The organism is Vibrio sp. S234-5, from assembly GCF_000960595.1.
Taxonomy (GTDB): Bacteria; Pseudomonadota; Gammaproteobacteria; order Enterobacterales; family Vibrionaceae; genus Vibrio.
Genome location: NZ_JZAM01000312.1, coordinates 1 through 20,343 on the forward strand (window position 1 = coordinate 1; position 20,343 = coordinate 20,343).

At 46.4% G+C, this 20,343-nt stretch carries 17 protein-coding genes, 1 tRNA gene and 1 pseudogene; 8 read left to right on the plus strand and 11 right to left on the minus strand.

Going from position 1 to position 20,343, the window contains the following annotated elements; all coding sequences use genetic code 11:
- Nucleotides 1-91 (plus strand): annotated as a pseudogene (locus UF06_RS28470) (RNA-directed DNA polymerase); the annotation flags it as partial.
- Nucleotides 92-160: 69 nt separating this feature from the next.
- Here the strand turns inward: UF06_RS28470 and UF06_RS18670 are convergent.
- The 5 genes from UF06_RS18670 to UF06_RS25030 form a co-directional block, all read right to left on the minus strand.
- Complete coding sequence (locus tag UF06_RS18670) at nt 161-934, minus strand: hypothetical protein (RefSeq protein ID WP_052702582.1); 774 nt, start codon at nt 932-934, stop codon at nt 161-163.
- An 18-nt stretch (nt 935-952) separates the two neighbouring features.
- Nucleotides 953-1,942, minus strand: a complete 990-nt coding sequence (locus tag UF06_RS18675; RefSeq protein WP_045571771.1) for a DUF2860 family protein — start codon at nt 1,940-1,942, stop codon at nt 953-955.
- Nucleotides 1,943-2,050: 108 nt separating this feature from the next.
- Nucleotides 2,051-3,661 carry an ATP-binding protein gene (locus UF06_RS18680; protein WP_045571772.1) on the minus strand — a complete coding sequence of 537 codons (1,611 nt, stop codon included), beginning with the start codon at nt 3,659-3,661 and terminating at the stop codon, nt 2,051-2,053.
- Nucleotides 3,658-4,380 carry a winged helix-turn-helix domain-containing protein gene (locus UF06_RS18685; protein ID WP_045571773.1) on the minus strand — a complete coding sequence of 241 codons (723 nt, stop codon included), beginning with the start codon at nt 4,378-4,380 and terminating at the stop codon, nt 3,658-3,660. Before UF06_RS18685 ends, UF06_RS18680 begins: the two co-directional genes overlap by 4 nt.
- 128 nt (nt 4,381-4,508) lie before the next feature.
- The gene (locus UF06_RS25030; protein WP_082069773.1) at nt 4,509-4,757 is read right to left on the minus strand and encodes a YkgJ family cysteine cluster protein; all 249 of its coding nucleotides are present in this window, start codon (nt 4,755-4,757) and stop codon (nt 4,509-4,511) included.
- 146 nt (nt 4,758-4,903) lie between these two features.
- On the opposite strand from UF06_RS25030, the gene UF06_RS18695 reads away from it, so the two are divergent.
- Complete coding sequence (locus UF06_RS18695) at nt 4,904-5,341, plus strand: YcgN family cysteine cluster protein (protein ID WP_045571775.1); 438 nt, start codon at nt 4,904-4,906, stop codon at nt 5,339-5,341.
- Nucleotides 5,342-5,441: 100 nt separating this feature from the next.
- Here the strand turns inward: UF06_RS18695 and UF06_RS18700 are convergent, their stop codons facing one another.
- From UF06_RS18700 to folD, 5 genes are all read right to left on the minus strand, one after another.
- Entirely contained in the window at nt 5,442-7,019 is a 1,578-nt protein-coding gene (locus tag UF06_RS18700) for an alkaline phosphatase (RefSeq protein WP_045571776.1), read from the minus strand.
- Between the two features lie 190 nt (nt 7,020-7,209).
- Nucleotides 7,210-7,566 (minus strand): hypothetical protein, encoded by a 357-nt coding sequence (locus tag UF06_RS18705; RefSeq protein ID WP_045571777.1) that lies wholly within the window; start codon nt 7,564-7,566, stop codon nt 7,210-7,212.
- 140 nt (nt 7,567-7,706) lie between these two features.
- Nucleotides 7,707-8,636 carry a ChaN family lipoprotein gene (locus tag UF06_RS18710; protein WP_045571778.1) on the minus strand — a complete coding sequence of 310 codons (930 nt, stop codon included), beginning with the start codon at nt 8,634-8,636 and terminating at the stop codon, nt 7,707-7,709.
- Between the two features lie 87 nt (nt 8,637-8,723).
- Entirely contained in the window at nt 8,724-9,548 is an 825-nt protein-coding gene (gene rlmA / locus UF06_RS18715) for a 23S rRNA (guanine(745)-N(1))-methyltransferase (protein WP_045571779.1), read from the minus strand.
- A 110-nt stretch (nt 9,549-9,658) separates the two neighbouring features.
- A complete protein-coding gene (gene folD / locus UF06_RS18720; protein WP_039430037.1) occupies nt 9,659-10,516 on the minus strand; it encodes a bifunctional methylenetetrahydrofolate dehydrogenase/methenyltetrahydrofolate cyclohydrolase FolD in 858 nt (285 codons plus the stop codon).
- Nucleotides 10,517-10,719: 203 nt separating this feature from the next.
- Between folD and UF06_RS18725 the strand changes: the two genes are divergently transcribed.
- From UF06_RS18725 to UF06_RS18745, 5 genes are all read left to right on the plus strand, one after another.
- Nucleotides 10,720-10,796 (plus strand) — tRNA-Arg (locus UF06_RS18725).
- Between the two features lie 580 nt (nt 10,797-11,376).
- Entirely contained in the window at nt 11,377-13,419 is a 2,043-nt protein-coding gene (locus UF06_RS18730; RefSeq protein WP_045571780.1) for a class I SAM-dependent DNA methyltransferase, read from the plus strand.
- Nucleotides 13,419-14,765: a restriction endonuclease subunit S gene (locus UF06_RS18735; RefSeq protein ID WP_045571781.1), complete on the plus strand. Its 1,347-nt coding sequence runs from the start codon at nt 13,419-13,421 to the stop codon at nt 14,763-14,765. Before UF06_RS18730 ends, UF06_RS18735 begins: the two co-directional genes overlap by 1 nt.
- On the plus strand, nt 14,762-15,796 hold the full coding sequence (locus UF06_RS18740; RefSeq protein ID WP_045571782.1) for a PDDEXK nuclease domain-containing protein: 1,035 nt from the start codon (nt 14,762-14,764) through the stop codon (nt 15,794-15,796). The genes UF06_RS18735 and UF06_RS18740 overlap by 4 nt, the downstream gene beginning before the upstream one ends.
- Nucleotides 15,797-19,018, plus strand: a complete 3,222-nt coding sequence (locus tag UF06_RS18745; protein ID WP_045571783.1) for a DEAD/DEAH box helicase family protein — start codon at nt 15,797-15,799, stop codon at nt 19,016-19,018. It begins immediately after the preceding gene.
- A 223-nt stretch (nt 19,019-19,241) separates the two neighbouring features.
- Here UF06_RS18745 and UF06_RS18750 read toward each other — a convergent pair whose 3' ends face one another.
- Complete coding sequence (locus UF06_RS18750) at nt 19,242-19,478, minus strand: helix-turn-helix transcriptional regulator (RefSeq protein WP_031777668.1); 237 nt, start codon at nt 19,476-19,478, stop codon at nt 19,242-19,244.
- A 157-nt stretch (nt 19,479-19,635) separates the two neighbouring features.
- Here UF06_RS18750 and UF06_RS18755 point away from each other — a divergent pair, with 157 nt between their 5' ends.
- Nucleotides 19,636-20,130 carry a DNA repair protein gene (locus tag UF06_RS18755; protein ID WP_226972872.1) on the plus strand — a complete coding sequence of 165 codons (495 nt, stop codon included), beginning with the start codon at nt 19,636-19,638 and terminating at the stop codon, nt 20,128-20,130.
- Nucleotides 20,131-20,343: the final 213 nt, after the last annotated feature.

A 20,343-nucleotide genomic window follows, 5' to 3' on the forward strand; every position in this document is an offset into this window, starting at 1 on the left:
GAGGGGGCTTTACTCATTGAGAGATGGGTATGAGTCACTAAAAGTGTATTCGGAACCGCCGTATGCGACCCACGCTTGTACGGTGGTGTGAGAGGACGGAGGCCGTGAGGCCTCCTCCTACTCGATTCAGAAGAAAAATGGATTAGCAGGTTTTCAATGGCTAATGAAGTAGCTTTTCTACCCATGTTTTCACACTGTTTTCCAGATATGCGTCTTCAATCCCTCCCACTTTTTCGAGCACCAACCCCTCATACAACGGAGAGCACCTATCATGTAGACAAACTGGCAAACTTTGTTGTGAAAGAGTCTCAATGATTTGCAGCGCAGTTTGCACATCCCCGCCAGTGCTTTGCGAGAAATCAAGTGAAAGCTCGGCTGCACTGTTGAGTTCCTCGATGGCAAGATTGAGCTGTTGTTTGAGCTCGCTTAGATCAACGTTTCCGAGCGACCCGAATACCAGCACGCCTTGGTTCTGAGCGCCGTACTGCCATGAAACGGCGGCGATTTCATTTGATACCGTGTTGCTTTGCATGCGACGAATTGCACTGGCTTGAGTGGCGCGCTCAATAATGATTTTCACTTGATCGGTATTGCTCCGTCCGCCAGTGTCTTTGGCGTAAAGCTGAAAAATATACGTTCCAGCGGTGGTTGGGTAGAGCGCGGTGGCGGTAAGCTTATCAGCGTTGAGCAGAGCCAGTTGCTGTGGCCCGGCAACTTGGCTCCAGCTGGTGGTCTTAATGTCATAAACCGAGAGATACGATTTGGCTGAGCCTGAGAGAGTAATGCTGTTGAGGGGCAGTTTTAACAGCTGATCTGATCCGGCATTGACGGTCGGCTTGCTCAGCTTGTCGGCATCGGTTACATCATCGACATCACATCCTGAGACGAGTGCCATCACGCCAAGCATGAGGATAATTTTCGCTGACTTAAACATGTTTGTTGTCCTTAGGTGCTAGAAGGTGTAGCTAATGCCCGTTGAAATAAAAGTGTTCTCACTGTCGTAGAAATCGATGTCCGATTCGTGCTGTTGATATCCGGCCATTACGTTGAGTTGAGTATTCTGTAGCGCAAACGGATTGTGGTAGTTGTACACGGCAAATACGCTAAACGCTTTGTAGTCTTGGTATAAATTGAACACGGGGTTAGCGGCATCGTATTCCGCTTCGCTGTTGCGTACCGTCGCAATCAGTTCATGACGGTTTTGTACTGCAATTACAGTTAACTGCGTAGCGATTTCTGCTGAGCTCTGTGCACTGCCATCGGCACCCTTATCTGTGTAGTAAAAAGCAGGTGAGAGGATGAAGGTTTGTGACAAAGGAAAGGAAAGCTCAACCCCGACACGCTGATAGGTGCTGTCGCGTCGCAGCGATTTCTGTTGAGCGCTGCTTAACGATTGAGAAATGCCAATCGTATCATCATCAATTTCACTCTGAGCAAAGGCATACTTGAGCGTCACTGGAAATGGGATCTGTGTACTGAAGGCGAATCGGCCGCCCATAATGTTCTGCTCCGTCGTTTGACGCTCTTGGTTAGTCAGATACGGATCTTGCCACGTTTCATCCATGCCCGGCATATTGCCAAACAGCGCGGCGGTGAGGTAGGTTCCTTTTGCCAGCATCTGGATGTAGCCAACTTCAGCTTGAAATTGCGCTTCACTAATTTGATCTTCGCTGTTACCAACGAAAATCGCTTGATTGCCAAAGGTGTATTGCAAGCGGCCGAGAATAAACGGTACTGCTGTTTCGGTTTGTTTTCCCTGACGATTCAAGTCTTGGGTTATGGCGTTGTCGTCGTTGGTGTTGAACTGGGAGTTGGTTTGGTTGATACCTGCGTTGAGACTAATGCCACCGCTAAGCCCAGGGGTAAAATCTATCGGCTTGGCCTGTAAACTCGGAATAAGAAGGGCACTGCTTAAACACAATGCCAGTCCTTTGATGTTCATGCTAACTCCTTGCTGAGTGTCAGATTGGTCTGTCAACTCAAGTTAGCATTCCCCGGGTGAATGATTCCTCAGCAGTTTATGGACTAAGTGTGTCCATTTTGGTCACATTCAGCGCGCAGGGGTTTCTTTCAATACGGAAAGATTTTTTGGCCACTGCAACTCAAAGCGTGCGCCGCCCAAAGGAGAAGCCACCACATGGGCACTGCCTTGATGCAAACAGATAATTTGCCGCACAATCGCCAGCCCGAGGCCATGCCCTTTCTCGCTGTTGCGCTCCTGATTATCGATTTGAGTAAACGGCTCAAACACGCGCTCGGCTTGCTCGGGCGCAATGCCTTGGCCATCATCTTCCACCACCAGTTGATAGGATTGCAGATTGTCTTTGAGAGAGATATGGATATTGCTTTGCGCGAATCTGGCCGCATTGCTCAGTAAATTCTTCACCGCGCGTAGCAGTGCTTTTTGGTCGATAAAAAAGGCGTGTTGCATTAATGATGCGGCGATATCGACTTGAACTTGCAAATGAGGATATTCCAAGCGGAAATGTTCCACTTCTTCCGTTAAATCTTGAGCAAATTGGCAGTGAGTAAAGTGGCTGATGTCGGCCATGCGGTTATAGCGCGATAGTAGTAACGTCTGGTTGATCAGGTGATCGAGGTCTTCAATGCTGGAGTGGATCACTTTGCGATATTTCTCTTTTTGGCTCTCGGCTATCTCATCGTCTTCCAGCATCTCAAAGGCGAAACGCAGACGATACAAAGGGGTACGCAGGTCATGAGCCACCGCGTTGGTTAATGCTCTTTGCCCGGCGATCAGCTTTTCTACGTTGTCGGCCATTTTATTAAACGAATCCCCCAACTGTGAGACTACGGAGAGTTTGGACGTGGTGGCACGCTGGGAGAGCACACCTTGACCAAATTCGTTGGCGGTTTTTACCAAACGTTTGAGGTCGCGCCACAGCGGGTAGACCCACATTACCAACGCAGCAGAAATGCACAGAAAGAAAAAGCCACCAATGGCGGTGGTCAGCTTCATTTGAGTTTGCGCGGTAATGGTATCTTCAACGTGCAGCCAAACCCCAGGCACAACAGGGGAGAGCAGGGCAATATGGCCATCTTTGCTCACGTAGCTGATGATTTGATCGGGTGTTTTGCGCAGTTTTTCTCTCGCAGCCTCGGGCAGTTCGTCGTCGGTGAGCAAACTCAGCTCGAGTGGAATCTGGCTGTTTTGTTGCTCTAAACTGGCTTTCCATTCACTGCGCGGATAGCGTTGCAGATCTTCTCCGGCGAGATACAAAGTGCCTTTGGCTTGATTGAGAATACTCATTTCGCTCGGCTCATTGATGGCAAAGTAGATTACTTTGTCACTGCCATTGACCCGCTGAATTAACGCCATGGGGTCGCCGTACTGAAACGTCAGTTTGCCTTGCTGCAAAGAGTGATAAATGGAGGGCATCTCGTGGTAACGTTGCAAATCATCCAAACGTAGTGGGTAACTGAAATGGCGAGCGTAGTTGTCGATGATGGCTGGCCATTGCTCCTCGGGCGCTTGATGTAAACGCTTGGACAAGAGCTCAAAATTGGTGCCGTACACGGGTTTATAAAAATCTTCCGACACATTGCGGCTGAGCTGTTGCACTGGGTTGAAATCGGTGGGAATGATCAGCAGTACTATTGGTAAGAACACCGCAATCCAAAGAATAAAGAAAGCGCGGATCATCCCATCTCTCCTTCGCCGGGCGCGCACAACTGGTAACCTTTGCCACGGATGGTTTTGATCAATTTGGGCTCATTCGGGTCATCGTGCAGGGTGCGGCGCAAACGGGAAATGCGTCGGTCAATCGAGCGATCCAACCCATCATATTCAAAGCCGCGGATCTGCTGAGCGATATCGTCACGGGTGACGATGGTGCCGACTCGCTGCGCTAAAAGATAGAGCAGTTCAAACTCGCTGGTGGTCAGTTTGATCGGTTGCTGCGCAAGCGAAACGGTGCGGTATTGAAGATTCATACACAAGGGGCCGATGTGCAGTTCATGCTTGTCGGCAGTGGCCGTACGCTCTTGTCTACGTAAAAGTGCGCGGATGCGCGAGAGCAATAAGCGCGGCTTTACTTGCTTGACCACGTAGTCATCAGCGCCGAGTTCCAGCCCCATCACTTGGTCGATATCATCGTCCAAGGCCGTTTGCATCAAAATCATGCCGTGGTATTTATCCCGCACCGCGCGGCAAACGTCCATACCACTTTGCCCTGGCAGCATAATGTCGAGAATAACCAATTCGGGTTGCTGACTTAAAATCACGTCCACCGCCGTAATGCCGTCGGCAACGGTGGTGACGGAAAATTCGTAGTGGCTGAGGAAGTCTTGGATCAATACTGCCAGTTCAAGATCGTCTTCCACCAGTACGATCCGAGAAGGAGTCGAAGAGGTCTCGTTCATTGTGTTCCATATCCATTTGGCAATGAAGGCAATATAGCGGATTGTGTCGGTGGATTATGTGACGAATTGTGACACAAGCGTAAAGTTGTGATGCGATAGAAAAAATGGATGATGACTGACTTCGTTTATTACGTCAGTCGCTCAAGTTCAGTGAGACTGTGCAGTGCTTGCTGATTGCTACTGCCACAAACTATCGGGCAAGGCTTAAACTCATGGCACACTTTGGGCCGCTGCGCTTGGCCAAACAGCTTACACAAGTTCTGTTCATTGAGCTGAATACAGCGCACTCCGGCAGGCTTACCATTAGGCATACCTGGGATCGGCGAAGAAATACTAGGGGCGATACAGCATGCGCCGCAGCCAAGTCTGCAATCCATCAGAGATCACCTTTTTGCACAGAAAAATCAAAGTGCGCGATAGTAGCAGACTTTAACGCAGAGCTAAACGAGCAATTTTTGCGCTTGCACTTTGCCAGTGGCGAAGGTATAAAACGGCTCCCGCAGTCACAGTGAGTAATGAATCAATGAGCCTACCATTTTGGCAAAGTAAAACGTTGCAGCAGATGAACGAGCAAGAGTGGGAATCGCTGTGTGATGGTTGCGGAAAATGCTGTTTACACAAGTTGATGGATGACGAGACTGATGAAGTCTTTTATACCAATGTGGCGTGCAGTTGGCTCAACAGCCAAACTTGCGCTTGCAAAGATTACCCGAACCGTTTTTCATCAGGCGAAAACTGCCTCAAGCTCACTCAAGATAAAATCGCGGAGTTTCACTGGCTGCCGAGCACTTGTGCGTATCGACTGTTAGCGGAGAACAAACCTCTGCCAAGTTGGCACCCGTTGATCACGGGTTCAAAAGCGGCGATGCATGCCGCAGGGCAGAGCATTCGCAATAAAGTGGTGTACGAAATCGAAGTGAAAGATTGGGAAGATCACATTGTTGACGATGTCACGTTCTAGTCTTTCTTGGTAAAGCCGATAAAAAAATAAAGCGCCGTGATGGCGCTTTATTGCTTTTTGCCGCATGTTCGCTGACGAGCAGATGCTCATCGGCAGGGCATTACTTGACCTGTTGCTTGATGAACTCACCCAGCTCGGAGTGATGCATGATGCGAGAAACGGGCAGAATGGTTTCTGCTGGGCCCCAAGCAAACACGTTGACTGGCGTATGAGTGTGCGTGCCCGTACCCCAAACGATATTCTGTTTGGTCGCCTGCGCACGTGCCAATACGTTGGTACGGTCGTTGTAAGGGTAGAATGCGTCAAAGTCATTAATCGTTGGGATGCTCTCTTCCGCTAAGTAGCTGTGGTTAGCCAAGCGGTATGGGTTAGGTTTGTTCTTCAATACCGTTTCAGCTTGGCCTGCCGTGATGGAGAAATCGCTATTTTTGTTTACAATTTCCGCCAGTTTCGCCGCCGTTTGCTGGTTTTTGTCCAGTTTTTCAAACTCGCTCAGCATGCCGTAGTAGCTGGTTTTTTGGTTGTACAAACCATCTAGGATCTCATACGCACCGAAGTTGAAATTGGGCGCGTATTCGCGTTTTTCAAACGCTTTTCCTGAACGTTTTTCCGGTTTCGGCAAGTTGTAACCTGAGTAACTAAAGCCAAATGAGCCTGTTTCGTGGTCGGCAGTGACGATGATCAGCGTGTCATCACGATCTTTGGCCCACTGGTAAACCGCGTTAACGGTTTCGTCGAACTTAATCATTTCATGCAGCATTGAGCCTGCATCGTTACTGTGACCCGCCCAGTCGATCTGGCCGCCTTCGACCATCAAGAAGAAGCCGTCTTTGTCTTTTGACAGGATCTCTAACGCTTTATCGGTCATCTCTTTGAGGGTGGGCTCTTTACGATCTGGGTCATTCTTCGTTTGGCTATAGGTAATGCCGTCATACATGCCTGAGTTGGCGAAAAGGCCGAGCAGTTTATCGCCTTGCGCTTTTTCCAGCATGGTTTTGTTAAACGCCAGTGAGTAGCCCGCTTGCTGCGCTTCTGTGAGCAGGTTACGGTCGTCTTTACGCTTTGATTTTAGAGGGACATCACCGTGTGTCAGCGTTTGTAGCTGTTGGTAGGTTTCGCCTTTATCGTTGGCTGATTTTGGGATCCAGTGACGCAGACCGCCTGACAGCATGACATCGACATTAGCCGAGAGCATATCCGAGGCGATTTCATTTTCAAGTGAGCGATGCGGTTGGTGAGCAGCAAATGCGGCTGGCGTTGCATGAGTTAAGCGCGTATCGGAGATGATGCCCGTGGCTTTGCCAAGGCGCTTGGCTTTTTCCACCACGGTTTCCACTGTGTTGCCTTGCGAGTCGATACCGATCACTTCAGATCCCGTCATGATGCCCGTTGCCAGCATGGTCGCTGAACACGCAGAATCGACCACAATAGCGTCTTCTGGATGAGTCAGTGAAGAACCGATAACACCCTCTTTTGCCAGTTGGTAGAGTGCGGTTGTTTTGCCTTTGTAGATCGAGTGCGGCGCGTTGTTCGCGTAAGTTTCCAGTAGGCCAACTTGCTGTGGGCCCATACCGTCACCAATCATCAGAATGACGTTTTTAATTTCTGCCGAAAGTACATTGAAAGAGAGCGTAGAAGTTGCGACTACGGCAACAACAGGTTTAATCAGGTGCTTCATTGTCTATCCCTTATTTATAAAAGCGGCGCAATTACATCATGTATTTATGACGCTTTTGTTGCATAAATAAAAACTTCACAAAAGTGAAAAGTTAAGGGAAAACGGTAAGTTAGAAGATTGAATGCGATAAAAATGCACAAGCCAACTTAGAGAGCGCTGGCTGGTTAACTCTATGCAGGTCAGAAGTGGATCAAACTAGAATCAGTAACATCCCGCCGACGGTGGCGGCCGCTGAAAGATACTGGCCAGCAGAGTAGGAGCTATCGGCTTCTTTCTGGATCTCGTCAGGGTGATTCATTCCCAGCGCGCCGTAAGTGAATGCTTCGACTTTATCTCCGACGGTTTTGTTTTCTGCGGCTACTTTTTTGCTCTCTTTATCTATCTGCTGCAAAGCAGACAGCAGGGCTTTTCCTTCAGAGGAAAGAGTCACTTTATTTTGCTCCAGCTGCAATGGGGCAGGCGCAGCATCTGAGATTGCGCTGGGCGTTGCTGCTTGCCGCTGGGTGGCCGAGTAGGCCGAAACTGGATTGGAACCGACTGGATTCATCATGCTCTCCTATCTGAACCCTTAATAGTCTATCGGCGGTAAGTGGAAAAAATTTTGTAAAAAAACCCGTTGCCGCTCGTTACTTAAGCAAAAAAGTACAGCAAGAAACAGGCCCATTTTCTTGGAAAAGCGTGAAAGGGTTACTTACACACCAACTCATCGTTGCGGTTTTTCAGCGCTTGATACGCTTTCATGCGATTGCTTTGCTGCACGTAGCGCACAGGTGGCTCAAGCACTTGAAGCTGATAATCGCTGCCATTTTTTTCACTGAGTGAAGCGACAGGTGTAATCACCACGACCTTAAGCTCAGGTGCGCGGCGAAGGATAGAGTTTGCCGTGCCAAGGCCCCCTTCGGTGTGGAATTTACCCGCGATATGGACGATTTGTGTTTGTGGATGAGCCTTGCGATAGTTGACAATCGATTCGGCCATGGTTTCATCCCAAGTGATTTGAGCGGCGTATTGTCTCTCGGTTTGTTCTGGCTGACCGTGGTGCATTGAGGCCATAAATTTGTCTTTATAAAGGCTATCGGCGGTGTTGATCTCTGCCGCCAAATAGTGACGTTCTGTCTCATCGAGCTTGTCTAGGTAGCCGATTCCCTGACGGCCGATGCAGCGCACGATCGCTTTCGGTGCGTTCGCGGCAATCACGTCCAACCCTTGGCGCTTCGCTAACTCAACCAGTGGCCGGTAATCGCTTTCGTAGTTTGGCCACGCATTGCCTTCGCTCATGAGCGGCTGCTCGCCGATCTCACCCGCCAGATACTGATTGAGCACGGGTTGCTTATCGCGCGTGAATTGCTCCATTGAAAGTGCCACGCTGTGCTGTGAACTCAGGGTATGAAGAAGGTCAGTTTGGAAGCGGTGAACGCCGGGGTGAGTGTGCCACTCGCCAATCAAAATGACGTCGGCGGTTAATAATTCGCTCGGCAGTTTTTGCAGTGACAGCGATTGCCCTTGCGGGGAATTGAGCTGATAGTCGTAAAAGTGGTTCAAGCTGCTGGTGGAAGGGGATGTGGCACATCCACCTAACATCATTGCGGCGAGAAGAAGAGAAAAAGACGTTCGCATTATACTGCCTCCATTTACATCGTTGCTGAGTCTAATGGAGGCCGCATGAAGATTCAATAATAATGAGAATGATTCTCTATTAATTCTCTACTGGCTGAGTTTGCGATAAACCCGCAGCATAAAATCGGCTTCGCAATCAAAATGATGAGCCGATTTGAGCGCTTTGCGAAACTCGTCGCTGGCACGCCATGCAAATGGGGTCATTTGTAACAGGTCAAATGCATCTGCGCCGGAAAGTGTCATCATGTAGTTAAGCTTTTCTTGCTGTTGCAAGACAAAGCCTTCTATCTGCTCTGGCTCTTCATCGTGCAGCTTAACGTCGGAGTAGATTTTTTCTTTGAATTGCACCAAATGTCGCGCTGCTGGAGTCACGGTGATCACCACGCCATGGTCTGCCACACAGCGAGCCAGTTCTTCCGCTTTGCATGGAGCATAGATGCGTAGAATGCCATCGAAAGCGTGGTCAGCAAAGGGGAGACGGTGGCTGGATGCGACACAGAAATGGCTGGACGGGTAGCGCTTGGCCGCAAAGCGAATTGCCACTTTCGAGATATCTAAACCATGTGTTGTGGCTTCGGCGTATTGCGCGCTTAAACTGCGTGCCACTTGGTCAGTGTAATAGCCTTCACCGCAGCCAATATCGAGCAGACGATGAGCACTGCCTTGCAAGAATGTTTGGCACAGCTGGGCTACTTTTTGCCGCATTGGATCATAATGTCCACCTTCAAGAAAACGGCGCCGCGCCTGCATCATCTCTTTGTTATCACCAGGATCTTTTGAGCGCTTATGGTGCGCGGGCATCAAATTGACATAGCCTTCTTTCGCCAAGTCAAAATGGTGGCGGTTAGCGCAATGAAAAGTGCGATCCGTTTGTTGCAGGGCAAGGTGGCACAAAGGACACTGATAAGTCATGAAGACCTCGAAGGTAAGACAAAAACAGGCGGCTGAGTCTATCAAAAGCCACCTGTTTACACCAGTTTCAAGGTCAAGTCGCCCACCAATTCAAGTAGGCCGGGGGAGGATTACTTGGTGTGGTACTGCTCGCAGGCCAGCATGGTGTTCTCAATCAGGCTTGCTACCGTCATTGGGCCGACTCCACCCGGCACTGGCGTGATGAAACTGGCTTTTTCGCGCGCTTTATTGTAGTCGATATCGCCAACCAGCTTGCCTGATTCTAGGCGGTTGATACCGACATCAATGACCACGGCGCCTTCTTTGATCCATTCGCCAGGGATGAAGTTGGGTTTACCGACCGCAACTACCAGCAGATCCGCTTGGCGTACATGACCTTCCAGATCTTTCGTAAAGCGGTGACATGTGGTGGTGGTGCAGCCAGCTAATAGCAGCTCAAGGGTCATTGGACGGCCAACGATGTTCGACGCGCCGACGATCACGGCATGCTTGCCATGAGTGGGAATGTTGTAGCGTTCAATCAAGGTCATAATGCCTTTGGGCGTACAAGAGCGCAGTTTTGGAATGCGCTGCGCCAAGCGACCTACATTATAAGGGTGGAAACCATCGACATCTTTTTCTGGGAGGATGCGCTCTAAAACCTGCGTCGTGTCAATGCCGGCAGGCAAAGGCAACTGAACCAGAATGCCATCAATCTGCGCATCGTTATTGAGCTCGTCAATCAGCTCCAACAATGCTTTTTCAGAAGTTGAAGCCGGAAGATCAAAAGACTTGGAAACAAAACCGACTTCTTCACACGCACGGCGCTTACTACCGACATAAACTTGAGACGCCGGATCCTCGCCGACCAGTACCACAGCCAGCCCGGGAGCGCGTAAACCTGCCTCAACACGCGCTTTCACCCGCGCGGCCACTTCCGATCGAACAGTTTGAGATATAAGAGTTCCATCAATATTTTGAGCAGTCATGACTTTCCTTAAGAAATCAAATGGCAAAAATTCGCTGCGCATTGTCGCAAATTGTTAAATAAATATCTATACGCAAACGTTTGCCTTGTGGCGTTTTTAAGCAAGCGCTTTGATTGGCGGACTTTTTTTCGCCACTTAGAACAGAATGTCTAGAAAAGCCGTTGATTTACCGAAATGAACTCGTATAATCCTGTCCCTATAGCGCGCCCTTAGCTCAGCTGGATAGAGCACGTCCCTTCTAAGGATGTGGTCGTAGGTTCGAATCCTACAGGGCGTGCCATTTATTTCGGGGCGTAGCAGGTTAGTACTTGCTACGCCCTTTTTCGTTTCTTCTATTTTTAGTCAAGTAACTAGTCAAGTAAGCGTGAAGCTTAATGTAACCTAAAGAAACCCAATGATTTTTAAACGCAGTTATCCTTGCGTTATTATCAGTGGTCGAGAATACACATTCCCTGCATGTCGTTGTCCGAGTATTTGTTTGTCAATAAAACAGCATAGCTCAGCAGTATCTGCGAACTAATCTACTAGCGATTCGTTGTCCAAACCTCTATCTCCTCTTACTTAAAGCCAACCTTTTTCTTTATGAAAAGAAAATCAATCATCGAAGATGATCTTTACATTACTGGTAGAAGTTTATCGATATCGTAGAAACCTCATTGTAAGGCTTATGATCATAAGCTTCAGGCAGTAATCAGGGGCAGTAGCGAAGCAATCTTAATAGATAGGCTACACTGCATGCAGTGTAGCTTTGGCTAGGCAAACGTGGGATTGTATCTACTTAAACCTCAATTAAATCACAGACTAACTAAGGCTCTTTCGATATAATCAACGCAATTTTTAAGACTTATGTGCTGATTATAATGACTAACAACAATTTCTCTTCAACAGCAGCGTTTTTATGGTCGGTGGCTGACCTACTGCGTGGTGACTTCAAGCAATCTCAATACGGACGCATTATCCTTCCTTTCACACTGCTAAGACGCTTAGAGTGTGTGCTAGAAGCCACCAAGCCAGAGGTACTGGCAAAATACGAAACAGTAAAAGCAATGCCGATTGAGGCGCAAGATAAACTGCTCACCCACGCAGCGAAATTAAGCTTTTACAACACCTCAAAAATGGATTTAAACCGCCTTGGTGAAACAGGCGTAGCAAGTAACCTAGAGAGTTACATTCAATCGTTCAGCCCAAATGCGCGTGAGATTTTCGAGCACTTCGATTTTTTCAATACCATCGACAAACTGGAAGAGGCCGATCTGCTTTACAAGGTAGCAAAACGTTTTGCGACCACCGACCTTCACCCGAATACCATCAGCAACTATGGTATGGGGCTAGTGTTTGAAGAGCTTATTCGCCGTTTTGCTGAAAGCTCCAATGAAACCGCAGGGGAACACTTTACCCCAAGAGATATCGTGCGCTTAACTACCTCTTTGGTCTTCACTGAAGATGATGATGCGCTGACCCAATCGGGTTTAGTGCGCTCCATTTATGACCCAACCGCAGGCACGGGCGGCTTTTTATCGTCTGGTATGGAATACGTGCTGGAGCTAAACGAAAAAGCGTCCCTGTCTGCCTTTGGTCAAGAGCTAAACCCTGAGTCCTACGCTATCTGTAAAGCGGATATGCTGATCAAGGGGCAGAAGGTCGATAACATCAAACTGGGTAATACCTTATCGAACGACCAACTGCGCAACGACAAGTTTGACTATATGCTGTCAAACCCTCCGTTTGGGGTTGATTGGAAGAAAATACAAAAACAAATCAATGATGAGCACACGCAAAAAGGCTTTGAAGGTCGATTTGGCGCAGGCTTGCCACGCGTGTCTGACGGTTCATTGCTGTTTTTGCTACACCTGATCAGCAAAATGCGCCCCGTCAGTGAGGGCGGTTCACGTATTGGTATTATCTTGAATGGCTCGCCACTCTTTACAGGCGGTGCGGGCAGCGGTGAAAGCGAAATTAGACGCTACATTCTGGAAAATGACCTGCTAGAAGCCATTGTGGCGCTGCCTACCGATATGTTCTACAACACAGGTATTGCCACTTATATTTGGGTGCTATCTAGCCATAAACCTGCTCATCGCAAAGGCAAGGTTCAGCTTATCAATGCATCAAAAGAGCGTGCCAAAACTGGCGGTCGTGGTCGCAGTGGTGGTGGTGAAGTAGAAGGTGATGATGAAAATGTATTCTATGCAGCAATGCGTAAATCACTGGGTAGCAAACGCAAAGAACTGACACCTGAAGCGATTGATAAAATTGTGCAAACCTATGGTCAGTTTGTAGAAAACGACTTTAGTAAAATCTTTGACTATAAAGCGTTTGGCTATCGTCGCATTACCGTTGAGCGCCCGCTGCAACTGGCCATTTATCCGAAAGACGAACTGCGCCTTGAAGCCCTGCAAGCCGATAACGCTTGGGCAAAAATCGATAACATTACCCAACAAGCCATTCTGGATGCGCTTGCTTCTTTTGAACAAGAGAAATACTTATCGCGCGATAAATTCCTCAAACAACTCAAAACCAAACTAGCAGAAGTTAAGCTCAGCGCAGTTCAACTAAAACTTATCGTCAAACACCTAGGCGAGCACGATGACGAAGCGGACGTCTGTAAAACAAAAGGCCAGATTGAAGCCAACCCAGATCTGCGTGATAACGAAAACGTGCCACTAACTGAAACGGTTGACGATTACTTTGCTCGTGAAGTGTTGCCGCACGTGCCGAATGCATGGATTGATGAAAGCAAGACCGACCCTAAAGATGGTGAAGTGGGGATTGTCGGCTATGAAATCCCATTTAACCGCCATTTCTATGTGTATGAGCCACCGAGAGCATTAGAAGAAATTGATGCTGACTTAGATGCAGTATCGGCTGAAATTATGCAGCTACTTCAAGAGGTGCATTCATAATGACAGGTCGTTATAAACAGTACTCAAATTATATTAGTTCAGGAACTGATTGGATTGGCGAAGTTCCGAATCATTGGGAAGTTAAGCGTCTTAAATACATTTTTGATATCAAAAAGAGAATTGCAGGTCGGCTAGGTTTCGATGTTCTTTCAATAACGCAAAAAGGAATTATTGTTAAAGATATTGAGAGCGGTGATGGGCAGCTTTCAATGGACTATTCCAAATACCAATTGGTTTTTGAAGGCGATTTCGCTATGAACCATATGGATTTATTAACTGGGTATGTTGATATATCTCGTTTCGATGGTGTGACAAGTCCTGATTACAGGGTTTTTACTCTAAAAAGTTCTAAACGTTTCAATGCTCGGTACTATTTGTATTTATTGCAAATGTGCTATAAGCAAAAAATCTTCTTTCCTCTTGGTCAAGGTAGTGCACATTTAGGTCGTTGGCGTCTACCTACAGAAGCATTTAATGAGGTTGTATATCCGTATCCGAGCTGCTCTGAGCAACAAAAAATCGCTAACTTCCTCGATCACGAAACCGCCAAGATCGACACCTTAATCGCCAAGCAAGAAAAGCTGATTGAGCTGTTAAAAGAAAAACGCCAAGCGGTGATTTCTCACGCCGTCACCAAAGGGCTTAACCCTGATGCACCAATGAAAGATTCTGGTGTGGAATGGTTAGGTGAAGTACCTGAGCATTGGACGGTTGGACGTTATAAATTTTGTACAAATAGAATTATTGTCGGTATCGCCGAAGCTGCAACTCACGCATATGCGGATAGTGGTGTTCCATTGATAAGGTCTACAAACATCAAAGAAAATTCTGAACTTTCGGGTGAGTATCTCTTTTTAAAAGAAGAATTTGCAGTTTCCAATAGTTCAAAATACCTTTTCAAGAATGATGTTGTAACAGTAAGAACGGGCTATCCTGGCGTCAGTGCAGTTGTACCAAAGCACTTAGATAGATGCCACTGTTTTACAAATCTAGTTGCTACTCCAAATAAGAGTAATCAGCCATATTTCTTAGCTTCTTATCTAAATTCTCATATTGGCAAAGCTTATTTTGAGCTTCAAGGTTGGGGTAGTGCTCAACAGAATATTAGTGTGCCAATCTTACAAAATACTCCTATTGCATCCCCGCCTTTAAGTGAGCAAGTGGAAATATGCTTATATATCAATAAGCAAAGAGTGCATTTCAAAAGACTGATTTCCAATGCTGAACGTTCAATAGATCTTATGAAAGAGCGCAAAACCGCCCTTATTTCAGCAGCCGTAACAGGCAAGATTGATGTGCGTCACTTTGTTGCAGAACAGGGGCAGCCACAAGGAGTGCAAGGATGAGTAACCTAAATAACCTGCACCCCTTAAGCCAAGAGGTGGCCGCGCTGATCCGCAGCGCCAAGCAGCGTGCCGCCGCTGCCATTAATAATGAAATCACCTTGCTCTATTGGCAGGTCGGCAACCGAATTCGTCAAGAGGTGTTAGGCGGTGAACGGGCTGATTATGGCAAACAAGTGATCGCCACCTTAGCCTCTGAGTTAACGGCTCAATATGGTAAAGGGTGGAGTAAACGTAACCTTGCGCAAATGGTTAAATTTGCGGAGGTTTTTACAGATGCTCACATTGTGCAGACGCTGTCTGCACAATTGAGTTGGAGCCATTTTGTTATCCTTTGCGCCATTGACGACCCGCTCAAGCGGGATTTTTACACCAGCATGGCCATGCAAGAGCGTTGGTCAACCCGTACCCTTGATGAGCGCATTGGCGCATTGCTTTTTGAGCGCACTGCCATTTCTAAAAAGCCCGACGAAACCATCGTCGCCGAGCTAACTGAGCTGAGAGTCTCTGGTCAATACAATAAAAACTTGCTGTTAAAAGATCCCTATATATTGGATTTTCTAGAACTGAATGATCGCTATCTAGAAAAGGACTTAGAAGATGCCATTCTAAGAGACATTGAGCAGTTTTTATTAGAATTAGGCGCGGGCTTTACGTTTGTTGCCAGACAAAAACGCATTCAAATTGATAACGATGATTTTTACATCGACCTACTGTTTTACAACCGCAAATTAAAGCGCTTGGTGGCGATAGATTTAAAGCTAGAAAAATTCAAACACAGCCACAAAAGCCAGATGGAGCTTTACCTTAGCTGGTTAAAAAAATACGAAACCGAAGAAGGTGAGAACCCGCCGCTAGGCATAATATTATGCTCCAGTAAAAAACAAGAACAAATTGAGTTACTCGAGATGGAAGGCAGCGATATTCACGTGGCTGAATATTTGACCCGCCTGATAGACGTTGAATTACTAGAGCAAAAGTTACAACACTCGATTGCCAACGCCAAGCAGCGACTCAACAATCAGGGCGGATAAATGAACCAAGAAAAAGCATTAAAAGAGTTTCAGTTTCAAAACGACATCCTTGAGCAAATGCAGTCTCACGGTTGGTTACTGGGCGAGTCGAACAAATACAACAAAGCGTTGGCACTTTACCCTGAAGATGTGATTGCCTTTGTCAAAGCTACACAGCCTGAGCAGTGGGATAAACTAGCGCAGCATTTTCCTGAAACAGAGCGCAACCCCAATGCAACGGCTGACGCTCTGCTCAAATCATTAGAACAAGAGCTAAAAAATGAAGGCACGCTGTGGGTGCTGCGCAACAAACTCAGTAATCGTGGAGCGAAGTTTGACCTTTGTAGTTTCAAGCCTGATCACGACTTAAACGAAGCGGCAACCGCCCGTTATGAACAAAATATTCTGCGAGTCGTGCCCGAGCTGGTTTACTCACCCAATGGCTATGATGGGCGCTTAGATTTAACCTTGTTCGTCAATGGTATCCCTGTTGCTACTTGTGAGCTGAAATCCGAGTTTAAGCAGTCGATTGATAACGCCAAAGTCCAGTACATGAAGGACAGGCAGCCAAAAGACCCAAAAACGCGTAAACCCGAGCCGTTATTAACCTTTAAACGTGGTGCATTGGTTCACTTTGCCGTGAGCCAATACAATGTCGCGATGACTACGCGCTTAGATGGCAAGAAAACCTTTTTCCTACCGTTTGACCAAGGCACCAGTGAAGGTGGTAAAGGTAATGATGTTCCTGAAGATGGTGGTTACGCAACGTCTTACCTTTGGAACGAGATTTTCCAAAAAGATAACCTGCTACTGATCCTTGGCCGCTACATTCACCTTGAAGTGAAAGACGTTGAAAACCTAGACGGTTCAATCACGCAAAAAGAAACGATGATTTTCCCGCGTTATCACCAGTGGGCGGTCGTCTCAAAACTGCTTAAAACGGTGGATAGTGAAGGCACAGGGCATAAATACCTTATCCAGCATAGTGCGGGTTCAGGCAAATCAAACTCGATTGCGTGGCTGTCTCACCAATTGGCTTCTAAGCATTACTACACCGATCATCCTGAGCTTAACAAACAAGCTGGGGATAAGGTTTTTGATTCTGTTATTGTCATCACTGACCGAACGGTACTGGATAGCCAGCTACAGGACACGATTTATCAGTTTGATCATAACGAAGGTATGATTGCGCGTGTTAACCGAGAAGAGGCGCAAGGCTCCAAATCCAGCCAACTGGCAGGAGAGCTAAAAGCAAGCACCTCAATCATTATCGTCACCATTCAAACCTTCCCTCACGTTTTGGAAGCGATCCGCAAAGACTCAACCCTTGCAGGTCGAAGCTATGCCGTGATAGCAGATGAAGCCCATTCTAGCCAAACAGGGACAACCGCTCGCAAATTGCGCGAAGTGCTCATGGCGGAGCAATTAGACGGTGATGAAGAGTTAGACAGTGAAGATATGCTGCGTTTATCACTGGAAGCCCGTAAAGGTTCAAACAAACTCAGCTACTTTGCTTTTACCGCTACGCCCAAGGCGAAAACACTAGAGCTTTTTGGTCGCAGACCAAACATTGATGAACCAGCAAGCGACACCAACAAGCCACAACCTTTCCACGTTTATTCAATGCGCCAAGCAATTGAAGAAGGGTTTATTCTGGATGTTCTGCAAAACTACACCAGTTACCGAGTTGCTTACCAATTAGCGCACAACAACCCAGATTTAGATCACGAGGTGGACAGTAAAAAAGCCGCTTCGAAAATGGCGAAATGGGTTCGCTTGCACCCGTATAACATTGCTCAAAAAGTGGAAACCATCATTGAGCACTTTAACGAGAAAGTGAAACATCTGTTGGGTGGTGAAGCAAAAGCGATGGTTGTCACCAGTAGCCGACTAGAAGCCGTACGATACAAACTGGCCTTTGAAAAATACGTGCAAGAAAAAGGCTATACCAACGTCAATGCAATGGTGGCGTTTTCGGGCGAAGTGAATGATCCTGACTTACCCGATCAGCCATTCACGGAAACCAATATGAACCCGAATCTGCGTGGTCGTGATATGCGTAAAGCATTTGATACCACAGATTATCAGGTGATGTTGGTTGCGAATAAATTCCAGACTGGTTTCGACCAACCGAAATTAGTAGCGATGTATGTCGATAAACCATTAAAAGGCGTTGAGTGTATACAGACCCTTTCAAGGCTAAACCGTACCTACAAAGGCAAGAACAAAACCTTTGTGCTCGATTTTGTGAATGATCCTGAAGAAATTTTGGCAGAGTTTAAGGTTTACTTCCAAACCGCAGAGCTGGCTGGTGTATCCGATCCAAACATCGTTTATGAGCTGATGAAGAAGTTGGATAAGGTTGGCATTTACCAGTGGCGAGAGGTTGAGGCATTTGTTGAGGCTTATAACAACAAACAAGCGAGCCAAGCTAAATTAGCCAATGTGTGCAAACCTGCCGTTGATCGTTTCTCTGTTCGCTATAAAGAAGCGACACAAGTGCTTCAATCCGCACAAGCGGAACTGTCAAAAGCGAAAATTGAGCAGAACGACAAGAAAATCAAGTTTGCCGAAAACAGCGTCAAACACGCCAAAGAAGCACGAGATATTCTGGAAGTGTTCAAGAAAGATTTAATCTCTTTCTATCGCTTCTACGAGTTTACGTCTCAGATCGTCAATTTTGATGATTATGATCTGGAAAAATTGAGTATTTACGCCAAACATCTTTACCCATTGCTTCGCCTTGATGTGGTTGAGGATGAAATTGATTTATCCGATGTGGTAATGACGCACTACCGCTTGCACGAGCAGCGTGAAGCAGATTTACAGCTCGGCGTGAAAATTGGTGAAGAACCAAAACCTTATCTACCAGCCGCAAAGGAAGGCTCTGGAGCTGCCCCAAAAGATCCTAAAACTGAACTACTGAACGAGATCATCCAAAGAATGAACGATTTGTTTATCGAAGATGGTTTGTCTGAGAATGATATGCTCAATTATGCCAATACCATTGCAGGCAAGATCTCGGAAAATGAAGTGGTGATGGATCAGATCCGCAGCAATACGAAAGAACAAGCGATGCTCGGTCAATTCCCAGAATCGATCAACAATGCCATTATCGAGAGTATGGACGTACACAACGAAATGGCGATGAAACTTCTGTCAAATGAGGCTGTTGCGAAAGGATTCGCGGGATTGATGTTTGATGTGTTGATGAAGGGCCTTGGAAAATCAGCCTCAAACTAAATAACCCACCAAACTAGTGAAAGATAATAACTGTTTTGATTGTTGGTGAAAGCTGTGCTTCAAGAGATTTCTCGTTTGAGTATTATGGGGTTGATTGCGCATCGGTATCCCTTTTATCTGAGAACTCTGGGATGGTTCTCTTTAGCATTTAAGCCGTTAATTATCTGCGGATAGAAAATCCACACTGTATGCGCAGTGTGGTTATTCGTGAACGGCTTAATTCTTAAGCATCCTCTAGTAAGTCTTTTCTATCTTGTGGCAATAAATCACCAACGTTGCAATCGAGAACTCTCGCAAGTTGGTACAACTTTTCTACTGTAATCCTAACACCGTCTTTTTCAACTTTACTCACGTAGCTTCTACTAAAACCAGCTTTTAAGCTTGCTTCGGTACTTGATAAACCGCACATTTTTCTTCTTTCTGCAATGTTCTTTGAGATCTCTCTTGCTAAGTTATTCATTTTTTATTTCTTTTTTTTGTTTTTGCTTACTCAAGTTTACATCACTCCATATGTATACACTATCTGAAAACAGATTGACTGAATAAAGTGGGTATAATATATTATACCCAATCAAAAGAATGCTAGGTATGGCAAAATGCGAGTAGGGACATTGCAGTTGTTTAAAGTTGGTATACAAAGTCTTAAGTATTTGGGACATGAAGAATATTTTTGCTTGTATGATTATCAAGATATTCTCAAACCATTTTTGGATGAATACTATTGCACTGAAGACGAGGTAGAGCGATTTAGAAATCAATCGTATCGCATTCTCGAAATTTTAGAAGCAGAAGGCAAAGTCGTTCGCCTATGTGGTGCAAGAGTTAACAACCCCAGATATGTTGCGGTTGGAGGTGAAAAAGTTGTTGAAGAAGCTGATAGCGAAGAGTGTGACCACCATGAATCGACGCTTTTTATTGAAGAACAAGAATATTCAGAAAAACTAAATTTCAAGATCATTGAGATTCACAATCAGATTATGGCGCATACTGAACTCATGGAACGGTTTCCCGCACATAGCCAATATCTACGCGACGCAGTTGATAAGTTGGAGAGTGAAGCACGGATTATAGGGTATAAGAAAGAGATTTTAGATAAGATTATCGACGAGTAACTGTGCTTCCTAATTTGTGGTCCGTACTTTGCGAACCAAGTTTTGAAGAAACTATTCACTCCAACCATTTCCTCAGGTGGGTATAGAACCGTCATTCCGCAGCTAATTCCAGAATTTAAATAGTGTGATCTGGCGATCAGTTTTTCATAAAAACCACGACACCATCTTGACCGCGATCGACAGTTTTGATCTATTACTGCTATTTGACGGTCT

Excerpts from the sequence above, each read along its gene's own strand:
- UF06_RS18670 (WP_052702582.1), bottom strand. The coding sequence starts at position 934 with ATGTTTAAGTCAGCGAAAATTATCCTCATGCTTGGCGTGATGGCACTC.
- UF06_RS18675 (WP_045571771.1), bottom strand. The coding sequence starts at position 1,942 with ATGAACATCAAAGGACTGGCATTGTGTTTAAGCAGTGCCCTTCTTATT.
- UF06_RS18680 (WP_045571772.1), bottom strand. The coding sequence starts at position 3,661 with ATGATCCGCGCTTTCTTTATTCTTTGGATTGCGGTGTTCTTACCAATA.
- UF06_RS18685 (WP_045571773.1), bottom strand. The coding sequence starts at position 4,380 with ATGAACGAGACCTCTTCGACTCCTTCTCGGATCGTACTGGTGGAAGAC.
- UF06_RS25030 (WP_082069773.1), bottom strand. The coding sequence starts at position 4,757 with ATGGATTGCAGACTTGGCTGCGGCGCATGCTGTATCGCCCCTAGTATT.
- UF06_RS18695 (WP_045571775.1), top strand. The coding sequence starts at position 4,904 with ATGAGCCTACCATTTTGGCAAAGTAAAACGTTGCAGCAGATGAACGAG.
- UF06_RS18700 (WP_045571776.1), bottom strand. The coding sequence starts at position 7,019 with ATGAAGCACCTGATTAAACCTGTTGTTGCCGTAGTCGCAACTTCTACG.
- UF06_RS18705 (WP_045571777.1), bottom strand. The coding sequence starts at position 7,566 with ATGAATCCAGTCGGTTCCAATCCAGTTTCGGCCTACTCGGCCACCCAG.
- UF06_RS18710 (WP_045571778.1), bottom strand. The coding sequence starts at position 8,636 with ATGCGAACGTCTTTTTCTCTTCTTCTCGCCGCAATGATGTTAGGTGGA.
- rlmA (WP_045571779.1), bottom strand. The coding sequence starts at position 9,548 with ATGACTTATCAGTGTCCTTTGTGCCACCTTGCCCTGCAACAAACGGAT.
- folD (WP_039430037.1), bottom strand. The coding sequence starts at position 10,516 with ATGACTGCTCAAAATATTGATGGAACTCTTATATCTCAAACTGTTCGA.
- UF06_RS18730 (WP_045571780.1), top strand. The coding sequence starts at position 11,377 with ATGACTAACAACAATTTCTCTTCAACAGCAGCGTTTTTATGGTCGGTG.
- UF06_RS18735 (WP_045571781.1), top strand. The coding sequence starts at position 13,419 with ATGACAGGTCGTTATAAACAGTACTCAAATTATATTAGTTCAGGAACT.
- UF06_RS18740 (WP_045571782.1), top strand. The coding sequence starts at position 14,762 with ATGAGTAACCTAAATAACCTGCACCCCTTAAGCCAAGAGGTGGCCGCG.
- UF06_RS18745 (WP_045571783.1), top strand. The coding sequence starts at position 15,797 with ATGAACCAAGAAAAAGCATTAAAAGAGTTTCAGTTTCAAAACGACATC.
- UF06_RS18750 (WP_031777668.1), bottom strand. The coding sequence starts at position 19,478 with ATGAATAACTTAGCAAGAGAGATCTCAAAGAACATTGCAGAAAGAAGA.